Consider the following 15022-nt stretch of genomic DNA (forward strand, 5'->3'; position numbering starts at 1 on the left):
AAGTAGTATCGAGGAGGTCGCGCGCTGTCGCGGCCCGACGCCGGCGTCCGAGCCGGCCCGTCGACCCCTGATCCATCGCGATCACCCTCGATCCACTGGGAGGCACCGTGCCCCGCGCACTCAATGAGGTCGTCTTCGTCGACGGCGTCCGGACGCCGTTCGGCAAGGCCGGCGACCAGGGCATGTACGCCCAGACCCGCGCCGACGACCTCGTCATCCGGTGCATCCGCGAGCTGCTGCACCGCAACCCCACCCTGCCCAAGGACAAGGTCGAGGAGGTCGCCATCGCCGCGACCACCCAGATCGGCGACCAGGGCCTCACCCTCGGCCGCACGGCGGCGCTGCTCTCGGGCCTGCCGAACACGACGCCCGGCTACTCCGTCGACCGGATGTGCGCCGGCGCCATGACGGCCGTCACGAACACCGCGAGCTCGATCGCCTTCGGGGCCTACGACATCGCCATCGCCGGCGGCGTCGAGCACATGGGCCGCCACCCCATGGGCGAGGGCGTCGACCCCAACCCACGCATCGTGTCCGAGAAGATCGTCGACCCCGACGCCCTCGTCATGGGCAAGACCGCGGAGAACCTCCACGACCGCTTCCCGCAGCTGACGAAGCAGCGCTCCGACGCCTTCGCCGTGGGCAGCCAGGACAAGCTCGCCCGGGCGTACGCCGACGGCAAGATCCAGCGCGACCTCGTCACCGTCGCGACGCGCCACGCCGAGCAGGGCTGGGGCCTGGCCACCGCCGACGAGCCACCCCGTCCCGGCACGACCGTCGAGGACCTCGGCCAGCTCAAGACGCCGTTCCGTGCGCACGGCAACGTCACGGCGGGCAACGCGGCCGGGCTCAACGACGGTGCCACCGCCTGCCTGCTCGCCTCCGAGGCGGCCGCCACCGAGCTCGGGCTGCCGGTCCGGATGCGCCTCGTGTCCTTCTCGTTCGTCGGCGTCGAGCCCGAGGTCATGGGCGTCGGTCCGGTCCCGGCCACGGAGAAGGCCCTCGCCAAGGCGGGCCTCACCATCGGCGACATCGGCCTCTTCGAGCTCAATGAGGCGTTCGCCGTCCAGGTGCTGGCCTTCCTCGACCACTTCGGCATCGCCGACGACGACCCGCGCGTCAACGAGTACGGCGGCGCCATCGCCACGGGTCACCCGCTGGCCAGCTCGGGTGTGCGCCTCATGACCCAGCTCGCCCGCCAGTTCGAGGAGCACCCCGAGGTCCGGTACGGCCTGACCGCGATGTGCATCGGCATCGGCATGGGCGGCGCGGTCATCTGGGAGAACCCACATCACGAGGACTACGAGTCCTCGACGACGAACACGACGAGCACGACGAGCACGACCGACGAGGAGATCGCCCAGTGAGCGCCACCACCACCGAGCAGCACACGGCCGCAACCGATTTCGCCTCTGAGGTCGTCACCCGCACTCCCGTGCGCGATGTCGCCCTCCCGGGTGGCGTCGGGACCCTGGCGCTCGTCACCCTCGACAACGGCTTGGACCACACCAAGCCCAACACCTTCGGCCCGCAGTCGATCGCCGGGCTCGCGGCCATGGTCGAGCGCCTGCGCGAGCGCGCCGCCGCCGGTGAGATCGTCGCGGTCGCCGTCACCGGCAAGCCGTTCATCTTCGCCGTCGGCGCCGACCTCACCGGCGTGCCGTTCATCGGGTCGCGCGACCAGGCGCTCGAGATCGCCCGGGCCGGCCACGCGGCATACGCCGCCTTCTCCGACCTGCCGGTCCCGACGTTCGCCTTCGTCAACGGCGCGGCCATGGGCGGTGGTGTCGAGCTGGCGCTGTCGGCGACGTACCGGACGATGAGCGCCGGAGTGCCCGCGGTCGCGCTGCCCGAGGTCTTCCTCGGTCTCGTCCCCGGGTGGGGCGGCTGCTGGATGCTGCCCAACCTCATCGGTGTCGAGAAGGCCATCACCGTCGTCATCGACAACCCGCTGAGTCAGAACCGCATGCTCAAGGGGGTCGACGCGTACCGGCTCGGCATGGCTGACGTCCTCTTCGAGCCGGCCGACTTCCTCGAGGAGTCGATCGCCTGGGCCGCCCGGGTCCTCTCCGGTGACGTCACCGTCGAGCGCCCCGAGGTCGACCGCGACGAGACGTCGTGGAACGCCGCCATCGCCAAGGCCAGGGGGCTCGCCGACGTCAAGACCGGCCGACAGGCCAAGAGCCCGTATGCCGCCCTCGACCTTCTCGCCGCCGCTCGCACCGCGACCCGCGCGGAGGGCTTCGCCGCCGAGGACGAGGTGCTCGCCGACCTGCTCATGAGCGACGAGCTCCGCGCGGGGCTCTACGCCTTCGACCTCGTGCAGAAGCGGGCCAAGCGTCCTGCAGGGGCTCCCGACCAAGCGCTCGCCCGGAAGGTCACGAAGGTGGGCATCGTCGGCGCCGGCCTCATGGCGAGCCAGCTCGCGCTGCTGTTCATCCAGCGCCTCCAGGTGCCGGTCGTGCTCACCGACATCGACGACGAGCGCGTCGCCAAGGGCGTCGGCTACGTCCACGCCGAGCTGGACAGGCTCGCGGGCAAGGGACGCCTCAATGCCGACAGGCTGAACCGCTACAAGGCCCTCGTGACCGGGTCGACGACCAAGGACGGCTTCGCTGACGCCGACTTCGTCATCGAGGCGGTCTTCGAGGAGATGTCGGTCAAGCAGCAGGTCTTCGCCGAGGTCGAGGCCGTCGTGTCGGCAGAGTGCGTGCTCGCGACGAACACCTCGAGCCTGTCGATCGCCGAGATGGCCGGGGCGCTCTCGCACCCGGAGCGCGTCGTCGGCTTCCACTTCTTCAACCCCGTGGCCGTCATGCCGCTGCTCGAGATCATCCCGGGCGAGCGCACCGACGATTCCACTCTCGCAACGGCGTTCGCCGTCGGGAAGGCACTGAAGAAGACGTGCGTCCGCGCCGCTGACCGACCGTCGTTCATCGTCAACCGACTCCTCGGCCGCTTCATGGGCGAGGCCGCGAAGATCCTCGACGACGGCACGCCGATCGAGGTCGTCGACCGCGCCTTCGCCGGTCTCGCGCCCATGCCTCCCTTCGTCCTCATCGGGCTCGTCGGGCCGGCCATCGCGCTGCACAACGGCGAGACGCTCGTGACGGCGTTCCCGGACCGCTTCTACGCCTCTCCGACGCTCCAGCGGATCGTCGCCGCCGGCAAGCGCGGCTTCTACGACCTCAGCTCGGGCCGTCCGGTGCTCGACCCCGAGGTCGCGGAGCTCATCGAGAAGCCGGCCGACCCGGTGGTGCTCGACCTCGCCCAGGTGAGGGAGCGCGTCCTGACCGTGCTCGCCGACGAGGCGCGACGGATGCTCGACGAGGGCGTCGCACAGGCGCCCATGGACATCGACCTCGCGATGATCACCGGCGCCGGCTTCCAGTTCTGGAACGGCGGCATCACCCCACTCCTCGACCGGACCGGCGTCGCCGAGGCGGTCACGGGTGCGCGCTTCCTGCCCGTCGGCGTCGCCAACGCCGACGGATGACCGCCTCCCGAGGATGCACGTGGCTCAGGGAAGCAGGTGGGCCACCAGGCCCCGCTCGATGAAGGCGCTGTACTGGCTCGGCGTCCACCCGGCATCACGCACGAGCCGGTCGTAGAACGTGGTGTAGAGCAGGAGCACGTCGCGCGCACGCTCCCGGGTGACGTCGTCGCGCAGGTAGCCCCCGTCGACGAGGTAGCCAGCGTTGTGGTCCATCCGGGCCACGCGTTCGCGCTCGATCTCCGCGTGCACCTCGGCGATCTCCGCGTCGACCCCAGCCGCAGTCTCGATGAGGCGGTGGATGGGGTCGGCGACGGAGCCCACCTCGGCAGCGAGCCGGGACCAGTTGCGGATGATCGCGGCGCCATCAGAGGCACGGCGCGACCCCACATCGCTGCGCCGCTCGGCATGGGCGGGTTCGGAACCCGTCAGCGAGCGCTCCCAGACGCCCTTGAGCAGACCTGCCTTCGAGCCGAACCACTTGTACACGCTCTCCGCGGACACCCCGGCCTCGGCGGCGACGCCGGCCACGGTCGTCGCGGCATACCCCTCGGCCAGGAAGCGGTTCCGCGCCACGACGAGCACCCTGGCGCGACGCTCGGCCGCGCGGGCCCGGCGGCCCGACGCGTCGTAATGCCGGCGCGGGCCGCGACCATTGACGGACGGACTCATCCGGAGCATCCTTTCAATCAGATACACATCACTGTATCGAAATGATTTGAGGTGAGCCATGGTCCAGCCACGCACTCCCGCGGACGTCCTCGACGAGCTCGTCGCGTCCACGAACTCGCACGACCTCGACGCCCTCGTCGACTGTTTCGCGGACGACTACGAGCTGACCGACCCAGGGCACCCCGCTCGGTCCTTCACCGGCGCGAGACAGGTGCGCAAGAACTGGACGACGATGTTCGCGGCCGTGCCGGACATCCACATCGACGTGCAGCAGCACGTCGTCACCACCGATGGCTTCTGGCTCGAGGCCGCGCAGGTGGGCACCCGGCGGGACGGGGTGAAGCTGACCGGCCAGATGGTCTTCATCGCCTCCGTCTCCGGCGGCCGCATCGCCAGCGCGCACATCTACGTGTCCCCGGTCGAGACGGGTGGCCCGGACATCGACACGGTGTTCGGGGCGATGGCCGGCACGCTGACAGCGCGCAGCGGTGGGACCCGTGCCGGAGCCGACTCGTGATCACCATCGTGGGCGGCACCGGGCGCCTCGGCCGGATCGTCACGGCACGCCTCGTCGGAGCGGGCGAACGCGTCCGGGTCGTCGGCAGGTCTGCTCCGACGACACCGGTGCCGGGCGCCGAGTTCGTGGCCGCGGACGTGCGTGAGCCATCGACGCTGCCGGTGGCCGTGGACGGCTCGACCGTCGTGGTCTCGGCGATGCACGGGATGGACCCCCGCGCCGGCGAGTCACCGGCCGAGGTGGACCGCGACGGCAACCGCGCCCTGATCGCGGCCGCCCGGTCGTCCGGCGCCGCCATCGTCCTCCTGTCGGTCGTCGGAGTCGGCGCTGACCACCCGATCGAGTTGTTCCGCATGAAGGCCGCCGCCGAAGCCGCGCTCCGCGAAGGTCTCGCGCAGGGGGCGCCGGACTGGACGATCGTGCGGGCTTCCGCGTTCGCGGAGCTGTGGCTCGACCTCTTCAGGGCCACGAGCGGCCGCTCTGGGGTTCCCACGGTCATGGGTCCGGGTCGCAACCCAGTCAACTTCGTGTCGGTCGAGGACGTCGCGGTGGCTGTCGCCCGCGCGGCCGTGGACCCGTCACTGCGGGGCCGCATCATCGAGGTCGGGGGCGAGGACCTCAGCCCGACCGCGCTTGCGGCGTTGGCCACGGGCCCGGGCGCGCAACCGCGCCACATCCCCACCGGCGTCGTCTGGGCCATCGGCACCCTGCTTCGGCCGGTCCGCCCTGCCTTGGCCAGGGTCGCGCGCCAGACTCTCGTCATGGAACGCGTCTCCCAGTCCTACGACGCAAAGCCGGGCCACGACCGGTATCCGTGGCTCCCCCGGACTCCCCTCGTCGAGACCGCCTCGTCGCGCGTGGCCGATTTGCCGTAACTCATATATGAGTTAGCCTCGTCGTCGTGCCTCAGACCTACCTGACCCGGATCGGCGGACTCATCCGCGACGCGCGACGCCACAAGGGGATGACCCAGTCGGACCTCGCGGAGCTCCTCGGGAGCTCCCAGGGCGCCGTGACGCGCATCGAGCAGGGTAAGCAGAACCTCAGCCTCGACATGCTCGCCAAGATCGGTGACGCGCTCGACTCCGAGTTCGTCTCGCTCGGCCACTCCGGCCCCCAGCACCTGCGCATCGTCGGCGGCCAGAAGCTCACCGGCTCCATCGACGTCAAGACCTCGAAGAACGCCGCGGTGGCGCTGCTGTGCGCCGCCCTGCTCAACCGGGGTCGCACCACGCTGCGCAACCTGGCCCGCATCGAGGAGGTCAACCGCATCCTCGAGGTGCTCGCCTCGATCGGCGTGCGCACGCGGTGGCTGCCCGACAGCAGCGACCTCGAGATCATCCCGCCGGCCGTGCTCAACCTCGACGACATCGACGTCGCGGCCGCCCGTCGGACCCGCACCGTCATCATGTTCCTCGGGCCGCTGCTCCACGAGCACGAGGCCTTCCAGCTGCCGTATGCCGGTGGCTGCGACCTCGGCACGCGCACCGTCGAGCCCCACATGGCGGCGCTGCGGTCGTTCGGGCTCGAGGTCACCGCGACCCACGGCTTCTACGAGGCGAGGTCCGACCGCTCCGTCGCGCCTGACCGGGCCATCGTGCTCACCGAGCGTGGGGACACCGTCACCGAGAACGTCCTCATGGCCGCGGCCCGCCACGCCGGCACCACCATCATCCGCAACGCAAGCCCCAACTACATGGTCCAGGACCTGTGCTTCTTCCTCGAGAAGCTGGGGGTCCGCATCGACGGGATCGGCACGACGACCCTGACGGTCCACGGCGTCGCCGAGATCGACGTCGACGTCGAGTACTCCCCCAGCGAGGACCCCATCGAGGCCATGAGCCTCATCGCCGCCGCCGTCGTCACCGACAGCGCCATCACGATCCGACGCGTGCCGATCGAGTTCATCGAGATCGAGCTGGCGACGCTCGACGGCATGGGGATGAAGTACGACCTGACGCCGGAGTACACGTCGGCCAACGGCAAGACCCGCCTCGTCGACCTCACGACGATCCCCGGTCCGCTCCACGCCCCGATCGACAAGATCCACCCGATGCCGTTCCCGGGCCTCAACATCGACAACCTGCCGTTCTTCGCCCTCATCGGCGCCGTCGCCGAGGGCAGCACGATGATCCACGACTGGGTCTACGAGAACCGCGCGATCTACCTCACCGAGCTGACGAAGGTCGGGGCCAAGGTGCAGCTGCTCGACCCGCACCGCGTCATCGTCGAAGGACCGACCCGCTGGCGTGCGGCCGAGGTCGTGTGTCCGCCGGCGCTGCGTCCCGGGGTCGTCGTGCTGCTGGCCATGCTTGCCGCACCCGGCACGTCGGTGCTGCGCAACGTGTACGTCATCAACCGCGGCTACGAAGACCTCGCCGAGCGCCTCAACGCCCTGGGCGCGACGATCGAGGTCTTCCGCGACATCTGACCGCCCCCGGTCGCCGGCGTTGGCGTGCCCCAATGGTGCTGCGTCCGGTGGTGTCATCCCACCACCGGACGCAGCACCACACGCGGCACCACACGCAGCACGACCAGGCAGACGGTCTGCACATGGGATCGCGAGTTTTGTGTTCGGCGACCACACAGGTGGCCCAGACCCGCGTCCCTAGTCTTCCCGCATGGCCGACGCCCGCAACGACGCACGCGACGACGCCCCGGACCGCCAGCCGCGCGGCTCCCTGGCGGTCAACGACCCCATCGACCTGACCGGGCGCACGGCCCTCGTCACCGGCGCTGCGAGCGGCATCGGGGCCAGCGTCGCGCTGGCACTCGCGTCCGCCGGCGCCAAGGTGCACGCCGTCGACCGGGACGAGGAGGGCCTCGCAGCCCTGGCCGAGGGTTCGGGCGTCGCGACGATCACGGCCGACCTCAGCGACCTCGATGCCCTGGCCGACCTGCCCACCGAGGTCGACATCCTCGTCAACAACGCAGGCATCCAGCACGTGAGCCCCATCGAGGACTTTCCCCTCGAGCGCTTCGACTTCATCATCGACCTCATGCTCACCTCGCCCTTCCGGCTGATCCGGCAGAGCCTCCCGCACATGTACGACCGCGGGTGGGGCCGCGTCGTCAACATCTCGAGCGTCCACGGCCTCCGTGCGAGCGCTTTCAAGTCGGCCTACGTCACGGCCAAGCACGGGCTCGAGGGACTCTCGAAGGTCGTTGCTCTCGAGGGGGCCCCGCACGGCGTCACGTCGACGTGCATCAACCCCGCCTACGTGCGGACGCCGCTGGTGGAGAAGCAGATCGCCGACCAGGCCAGGACCCACGGCATCCCCGAGTCCGAGGTCGTCGAGAAGGTCATGCTGGCGCCCGTCGCCGTCAAGCGCCTCGTCGAGCCCGACGAGGTCGCCGCGCTCACGCTCTTCCTGTGCGGACCCGCATCCGGCTCGATGAGCGGCACGTCGTTCTCGATGGACGGCGGCTGGACGGCCCACTGAGCAGGCCGGTCCGCCGCCGCCCCTTCACCCGACGCACCCGAGACCCGACCCGCCTAGGATCTGCCCGTGGCCACCCGTAGCGAGACGCAGCAGCCCGCCGAGCAGGCGGGCGCCGAGCAGACCGACCAGGTCGTCGCCCTGCTCGAGCTGCTCGCCGCCGACGCCACCGTCGCCGAGATCGCAGCCGCTGACGCCCCGGCGGAGGCCCGGGACCTGGCCCTGCGGATCACGAGCGCCCGCGAGGTGCACCAGCACCGCGAGGCCGGTCTCGCGGCCCTGCTCGACACGGCCCGTGAGCTCGCGACCGAGAGCGACCCGGGCTCGGTGCTCGACGCGATCGTCCGCCGGGCCCGCCGCCTCGTCGGGACCGACCTCGCCTACCTCACGCTCTACGACCCCGAGGCGGGCGACACGTTCATGCGGGCCACCGACGGCTCCGTGTCGGCGGCGTTCCAGTCCGTGCGTCTGGCGCTCGGCGCCGGCCTCGGCGGTCTCGTCGCCTCGACGCACAAGCCCTACTGGACCGCCGACTACTGGGCCGACGAGCGCTTCCGCCACACCAACGCCATCGACGGAGCCGTGGGCGAGGAGGGCATCATCGCGATCTGCGGGACGCCCCTGATCGTCGAGAAGCACTTCGTCGGCGTGCTCTTCGCAGCCAACCGGTCGTCGCGCCCGTTCACCCGCGAGGAGGTCGGGCTCCTCGGCAACCTCGCCACCCTGGCCGCGGTGACCCTCGTGCAGACACGCGCCCTCGCCGACGCCGAGAACGCGCTGGCCGCCCTCTCGGACGCCCACGAGACGGTGCGGCAGTATGCCGAGGGCGTCGAGAAGGCCGCCGCAGCCCACGACCGCTTCGCCTCCCTCGTGCTCGGCGGCGGTGGCGTCGACGACATCACGCACGCCCTCGCCGAGCTGCTCGGGGGGTGGGCCGTGCTCGTCGACGAGAACGGTCATCGCCACAGCTCGTCGGGCCCGGCGCCCGGACAGGACCCTGCCGGTGGCGACCCGTTCGCGGCACTCAACGCGCTCCCCGGCCTGGGCGCCGGTCGCCTCGTCGAGCAGGACGGCGTCTATGCCGTCGCCGTCACCGCGGCCCGCGAGCGGCTCGGCACGATCTACGTCGGAGGCCCGACCCTCAGCGACTCGGACCAGCGCACGGTCGAGCGCGCCGGTGTCGTCACCGCCCTCGTCCTCCTCTTCGAGCGTCAGGCCGCCGACGCCCGGCAGTCCGCTCGCAACCGTCTCGTCAGCGACCTCGTCAGCGCGCGCGGCTCGCGCGAGGAACGCCTCGCGCTCTCCCGGGCCGTCGGCTTCGACCCCCAGCGGCCCTTCTGCCTGCTCGTGCTCCGTGGCGACGAGCCGACCGGACACCGGGCCCTGCTCATCTCCGCCAGCGCTGCCACCGGCGAGGCCTCGCTCGTCGGCTCCCACGACGGCGACGTCATCGCCCTCGTGCCGGGTACCGAGCCGGACGGCCTGGCCCGTGCCGTGGCCGCCCGCATCGGCAAGCGCACGTGCGTCACCGTGGCCGGCGTCGGTCCGGTGACCGACGTCGACGGGATCAGCGAGGCCCACGAGGAGGGTCACCGCACCGTGGGAGCCCTCATCGCCCTCGGCCACCGGGGCAAGGGCGCCGCGGCGACCCAGCTCGGCTTCGCCGGACTCATCGTGGGCTCGTCGCCCGACGTCGACGAGTACGTCCGCAAGCTGCTCGGTCCCGTCCTCGACTACGACGAGCGTCGCGGCACCGACCTCGTGGGCACGCTCGCGGCCTACTTCGCCGCGGGCGGCAGTCCGCGCCACGCGGCGGGCACGCTCCACGTGCACGTCAACACCGTCTCGCAGCGGCTCGAGCGCATCGGCGCACTGCTCGGGGAGTCCTGGCAGCACCCCGACCACGCGCTCGAGCTGCAGATCGCGCTGCGCCTGCGGTCGTTGCAGGCACCAGCCTGACCGCCGACCGACCAGCCGGCGCACGGGTCAGCGGACGGCGGACACCGTCGTCGACGTGGCCGTCCGCGTCGTAGAGCGAGATCGACCAGAGGCCGTCGACGGGGACGTCCTGGACGGTCAGCCGGTACTCCCCACCGGCAGGCCCGGATCTCCGTTGACGTCGGTCGTCTCTGTCGACGGGAGCCCGCACCACCCGGCTGCGGTGCCGATGAGGTGGCGCTCGGGGTCGACATCGGTCCGCGCGCCGAAGGCTCCGTCGAAGCCCGGATAGCCCTTCGCGAGCTCGAGCAGGGCGGCGCGCGGCCGGTCCAGCGACGGCGCGCGAGTGGTTCAGGCGGTTGACCCCGCCGGAGTCCGCGAGCACCGCAGCGAACATCCGGTCGGTCTCAGCACGGGCGAACGTGGAGGCGTTGACGTGGGGACCGGCCAGGCCGACAGGCTCTGACGTCGCCCCCAGCCCTCACATCACCCTCAGGTGGTGAACCGTGCCCTCGTTGGAGTCGGGCGGCGTCAGGTGAGGACGCGGTCGATCGCGTCGGCGACTGCTGCGACCCCCACGTCCCCGAGGATGACGTCGTAGTGGTTCGCGTCGACCCGGGTCGTCCGCACGCCCTCCGGCAGGTGCAGGGCCGCGAGCCGTGACTCGTCATAGAGCCCCTGCGGCTCGTCGAGCAGGCCCCGCTCGGCCCACACGAGCTCGGCCCGGACCCCCTCCCCGACCGCGGTCGCGAGGCCGGCGTGGGTCTCCCGGTCTGCCATGACGTCGGCGCCGTCGGCACGGACGGCCTCGAGCACGCACGTGCTGCGCCACCGACTGTCGGAGGCGTCCTGGACGAGGTCGTGCTCGATGTAGGCCCGGGCCGCGTCGCCACCGGGCCCTCGGAGCACGGGCCCGAGGGCGGGGTGCGCCGACCAGAAGCCGAGGTATGCCGCCGGGTCGGCGAAGCGCATCGACAGCCGGTCCATGGCCGGCCCGATCACCGACTGGAGGGCGGCGTCGACGTCGAGGTCATCGGGCACGGGGAAGGCGAGGCCACCGTCGACGAGCACGGCATCCGGGAACCGCTCGGGATGCCGGGCCGCGGCGAGGGCCGCGATGAAGGCGCCCATGGAGTGGCCGACGAGCACCGGGGCCGAGCCGAACACGGTGGCGATGGAGGTCAGGTCGTCCACGTGTGCACCGAGGCCGTAGGGTCTCGGCGCCGAGCGGCTGTCGCCACGTCCGCGCAGGTCCGGGGCGAGGAAGCGCACACCGCCGGGTCCGTGCCGCCGCCCCACCTCGTCGGCGACCCGGCGCCACGACAGGCCGTTGGCCGTGATGCCGTGCACCGCGAGCACGACGGGCGCGTCGGGCGCCGGCGTGCCCAGGCTGAGGTCGTGGATGGCGAGGCTTCCCTCGGGCAGCTCGATGACGAAGGCGGACGGCGTGGTGCTCATCTGGACCCTGACCTCCTGATCAGTCTGCCGCCGAGCCCGGTGAGGCCCGACGGAGCGAAGTAGACCACGACGACGAAGAAGACGCCGAGGATGAAGAGGGGCTGCGACAGGACCTGGCGCACGACCACGGGCAGGTCCTGCAGGAACGGAGCATTGCTGACCTCGACGAGCCGGGCATCGGCATACGTGTAGAGCACGCCGCCGACGAGGGCGCCCCAGCGGCTGCCTGCACCTCCGAGCACGACCATGACGAGGAGCGAGAGGGTGAACTCCGACGTCGTCAGGTGGGGGTTCGAGCCGCCGAGCACGAGGGCGTGGACGACCCCGCCGAGGGCGCCGAGGAACGAACCCACGACGATGGCGAGCAGCTTGACGCGGTAGGTCCCGAAGCCGAGGACCGACGCGCGCTGCTCGTTCTCGCGGACGGCGGCCATCGCGTGCCCTGCTCGTGACCGCACGAGGAGCGTGACGGCGACCCAGGCGACGACGACGAAGCCCAGCGCCAGCCAGTAGCGGTAGGGGGCGTTGGCGACGCCGACGAGCAGGTCCGGCACGGCGACACGGTCAAGCGGGCGTCCCTCCTCACCGCCGGTCACGCCTCCGGGGTTGCGCATGACGATGATCGAGGCTGCCTGGGCGAAGGCCAGGGTCACCATCGCGAAGGCGATGCCGCCGACGCGCAGCGCGATCGCGCCGACGACGAGGGCGAGCACCGTGGACAGGGCCAGCGCGACGAGCACCGCGAGCGAAAGGGGCAGGGACCACGTCGAGAGCGAGATCGTCAGCAGGTAGCTGCCGGCCGCGACGAAGAGGGCGTGCCCGAAGCTGAGCAGCCCGGTCCGGCCGAAGAGGACGTCGTAGCTCAGGGCGATGCCACCGATGACGAGGCACGTCGCGAGGAGCTGCATCGAGCCGGGCCCGTTGACCCGCCCCGGAAGGACACCCGGCACCTCGACCGGCAGGTAGGGAAGGTAGGCGAGCACGGCCAGCACGACCACGGCGGGCAGCACCCGGAGGAGCCGGCGCCAGCCGGGGCGCGCCTCCCCCGACGCCACCGGCGTCATCGTCGACTCCTCCTTGCCGCCCGGTGTCACTGACGACGGATGCGTGTGAGTCAGGTGGTCCGTGGGCGACGTCATGCCGTCGCTCCCTTCAGGGAGGTCGGTCGGAGCAGGAGCACGAGCGCGAGGAGCAGCACGACCGACAGGTCGCCGACCCCGCTCGCCGCGTAGTAGTTGGCGAGCTGCTGGACGAGCCCGACGACGACGGCCGCGACCGCGGTCCCCGCGAGCGAGCCCGTGCCGCCGATGACGACGACGATGAAGGCGAAGATGAGCAGGGAGCTGCCCTGCGCCGGTGAGACGGACCCGGCGTACTGCGAGTAGAGCACCCCGGCGAGACCGGCCGCGGCGCCCCCGAGGGCGAAGACGATGGTGAAGGTCCGGTGCACGTTGATGCCGAGCGCCTCGACCATGGTCCGGTTCTCGACGCCCGCCCGGATCACGAGGCCGAGGCGGGTCAGGTGCAGGAGCGCGAGCAGGCCCGCGAAGAGCGCGACGGCGACGAGGACGTAGACGAAGCGGTCGTTGGGCAGCCGCGCGCCGAGGACGACCGTCGTCCCGCTCATCCACCCGGGCTTCTCGACAGGTCGTGGGTCCGCGCCCCAGATCCCTTGCGCGGCAGCAACACCCGCCAAGGACAGCCCTACCGTGACGAGGACCTGCTGTATGTGGTGGCGGTAGAGCGGCCGGATGAGGACGACCTCGACGACGAGGCCGACCACCGCCCCCACCGCCACGGCCACGAGGACGCCGACGACGAGGCGGACGGCCACGGGCCACTCGACGGGCAGGGCACCCATCGTCAGCCAGGAGGCATATGCCCCGGCCGTCATGAAGACGCCGTGGGCGAAGTTGAGCACGCCCATGAGGCCGTAGATGAGGCTGAGCCCGCTCGCGGCGATGAAGTAGAGGGCGCCCAGGCCGAGGCCCGTGACGAGGAGCAGGACGAGGTCGCTCATGCCGCCCCCTCCCGACGCATCGAGACCCCGAGCAGCTCGCGGGTCAGGTCCGCGTCCGCGACGAGGTCGGCGGCGGCACCCCGGTGCACGACGGCTCCGGCGTCCAGCACGACGACCCGGTCCGCGATGCGCCGCACGAGCGGGAGGTTCTGCTCGACGAGCAGGATCGGGGTGCTGCGGGCCACCTCGGCGAGCACGTCGGCCACCTCGGTCACGAGCTTGGGGGCGAGGCCCTTGGTGGGCTCGTCGACGAGCAGGAGGACGTTGTCGCGCAGCAGGACCCGGGCCAGGGCGACCATCTGCTGCTCACCGCCCGACAGCGTGCCGGCGCGTTGGCCGCGCCGGGACACGAGGTCCGGGAAGAGCCGGGCCACGACGGGGGCGTCGACCCCACGGTCAGGGTCGACGAGGCGCAGGTTCTCGTCGACCGTGAGGCCGCCGAAGACCTCCCGGTCCTCGGGGACGTAGCCGATCCCTCCGCGAACGATGCGTGCGGTCGTCCGGTCCTGGATCTCGTTGCCCTCGAGCAGGATCCGACCGCTGCGGGGTGCCAGCCCGATGATGGACCTGAGCGTCGTCGTCTTGCCGACGCCGTTGCGGCCGAGCAGCGCCGTGACCCCGGTGGCGGGCACGTCGAACGACACGTCCTGGAGGATGTGGGACCCGCCGTAGCGGACGTGGACGTCCTCGAGCGTCAGCACGGGAGCTGCCGGCGACGTCTCGGCTGCGGACGGGATGGGTTCGGTCACAGCGCTTCTCCCAGGTAGGCCTGCTGGACGCGCTCGTCGGCGGTCACCTCGGTCGGGGCGCCGACGGCGAGCAGCTGACCGTGGTGCAGGACGGCGACGCGGTCGGCGAGTCCGAGCACGACGTGCATGTGGTGCTCGACCATGGCCACGGCGACTCCCGAGTCGCGGACCTCGCCGATGATCTCGCTCAGACCGTCGACGTCCTCCGCGGACACCCCCGCCATGGGCTCATCGAGGAGGAGCACGGCGGGCTCGGAGGCGAGAGCCATCGCGAGCTCGAGCTTGCGACGGTCGCCGTGCGAGAGGTCACCGGCGAGCGTCTGCGCGCGACCCGGCATACGCACCCGGGTGAGGAGGGACTCGATGGCTCCCGACGACGCCGAGCCGGCGGCGCGGAAGGGCGAGAACACCGCCGATCCGGCGGCCTGGATCGCCAGACGGACGTTCTCGCCCGCACTCAGACCGTCGAAGAGCGCGGACGTCTGGAAGGATCTCGCCAGCCCCAGGCGCGCGCGCCGGGTGGCGCTCGCACCGGTGACATCCTTGCCCTGCAAGGCGATCCGGCCGGTGGACGGCTTGGTCACCCCACTCAGGATGTTGACGAAGGACGACTTGCCCGCGCCGTTGGGGCCGATGATGCCGAGCAGCTCACCGGCCCCCACGGTGAGGGACACGTCATCGAGGATCTGGGCGCCACCGACCTTCCAGCCGACGCCCTCTGCGCTGATCACGACG

Annotated in this window: 13 protein-coding genes; 7 read left to right on the forward strand and 6 right to left on the reverse strand. The window is 71.5% G+C overall.

Annotated features, from left to right (window positions below):
* Positions 1-107 precede the first annotated feature (107 nt).
* Complete coding sequence (locus NR112_RS00390; RefSeq protein WP_256792012.1) at positions 108-1367, forward strand: thiolase family protein; 1260 nt, start codon at positions 108-110, stop codon at positions 1365-1367.
* Positions 1364-3496, forward strand: coding sequence for a 3-hydroxyacyl-CoA dehydrogenase NAD-binding domain-containing protein (locus NR112_RS00395; protein ID WP_256792013.1), 2133 nt, complete (start codon positions 1364-1366; stop codon positions 3494-3496). Before NR112_RS00390 ends, NR112_RS00395 begins: the two co-directional genes overlap by 4 nt.
* A gap of 24 nt (positions 3497-3520) precedes the next feature.
* Here the strand turns inward: NR112_RS00395 and NR112_RS00400 are convergent, their stop codons facing one another.
* Entirely contained in the window at positions 3521-4165 is a 645-nt protein-coding gene (locus NR112_RS00400; protein WP_256792014.1) for a TetR/AcrR family transcriptional regulator, read from the reverse strand.
* A gap of 58 nt (positions 4166-4223) precedes the next feature.
* Here NR112_RS00400 and NR112_RS00405 point away from each other — a divergent pair, with 58 nt between their 5' ends.
* From NR112_RS00405 to NR112_RS00425, 5 genes are all read left to right on the forward strand, one after another.
* Positions 4224-4682, forward strand: a complete 459-nt coding sequence (locus tag NR112_RS00405) for a nuclear transport factor 2 family protein (protein WP_256792015.1) — start codon at positions 4224-4226, stop codon at positions 4680-4682.
* The gene (locus NR112_RS00410; protein ID WP_256792016.1) at positions 4679-5557 is read left to right on the forward strand and encodes an NAD(P)H-binding protein; all 879 of its coding nucleotides are present in this window, start codon (positions 4679-4681) and stop codon (positions 5555-5557) included. Before NR112_RS00405 ends, NR112_RS00410 begins: the two co-directional genes overlap by 4 nt.
* A gap of 26 nt (positions 5558-5583) precedes the next feature.
* Entirely contained in the window at positions 5584-7113 is a 1530-nt protein-coding gene (locus tag NR112_RS00415) for a UDP-N-acetylglucosamine 1-carboxyvinyltransferase (protein ID WP_256792017.1), read from the forward strand.
* Between the two features lie 190 nt (positions 7114-7303).
* Positions 7304-8125 carry a 3-hydroxybutyrate dehydrogenase gene (locus tag NR112_RS00420; RefSeq protein WP_256792018.1) on the forward strand — a complete coding sequence of 274 codons (822 nt, stop codon included), beginning with the start codon at positions 7304-7306 and terminating at the stop codon, positions 8123-8125.
* A 66-nt stretch (positions 8126-8191) separates the two neighbouring features.
* The gene (locus NR112_RS00425; protein ID WP_256792019.1) at positions 8192-10081 is read left to right on the forward strand and encodes a helix-turn-helix domain-containing protein; all 1890 of its coding nucleotides are present in this window, start codon (positions 8192-8194) and stop codon (positions 10079-10081) included.
* A 510-nt stretch (positions 10082-10591) separates the two neighbouring features.
* Here NR112_RS00425 and NR112_RS00430 read toward each other — a convergent pair.
* From NR112_RS00430 to NR112_RS00450, 5 genes are read right to left on the reverse strand one after another with little or no spacing between them, the layout of a single operon-like run.
* The gene (locus NR112_RS00430; protein ID WP_256792020.1) at positions 10592-11518 is read right to left on the reverse strand and encodes an alpha/beta fold hydrolase; all 927 of its coding nucleotides are present in this window, start codon (positions 11516-11518) and stop codon (positions 10592-10594) included.
* Positions 11515-12657: a branched-chain amino acid ABC transporter permease gene (locus tag NR112_RS00435; protein WP_256792021.1), complete on the reverse strand. Its 1143-nt coding sequence runs from the start codon at positions 12655-12657 to the stop codon at positions 11515-11517. The genes NR112_RS00430 and NR112_RS00435 overlap by 4 nt, the downstream gene beginning before the upstream one ends.
* Positions 12654-13538 carry a branched-chain amino acid ABC transporter permease gene (locus NR112_RS00440; RefSeq protein WP_256792022.1) on the reverse strand — a complete coding sequence of 295 codons (885 nt, stop codon included), beginning with the start codon at positions 13536-13538 and terminating at the stop codon, positions 12654-12656. The genes NR112_RS00435 and NR112_RS00440 overlap by 4 nt, the downstream gene beginning before the upstream one ends.
* Positions 13535-14287, reverse strand: coding sequence for an ABC transporter ATP-binding protein (locus NR112_RS00445; protein WP_256792023.1), 753 nt, complete (start codon positions 14285-14287; stop codon positions 13535-13537). Before NR112_RS00445 ends, NR112_RS00440 begins: the two co-directional genes overlap by 4 nt.
* Positions 14284-15018, reverse strand: a complete 735-nt coding sequence (locus NR112_RS00450) for an ABC transporter ATP-binding protein (RefSeq protein ID WP_256792024.1) — start codon at positions 15016-15018, stop codon at positions 14284-14286. Before NR112_RS00450 ends, NR112_RS00445 begins: the two co-directional genes overlap by 4 nt.
* Positions 15019-15022: the final 4 nt, after the last annotated feature.

It is taken from the genome of Terrabacter sp. Ter38, assembly GCF_024519435.1.
GTDB lineage: Bacteria > Actinomycetota > Actinomycetes > Actinomycetales > Dermatophilaceae > Terrabacter.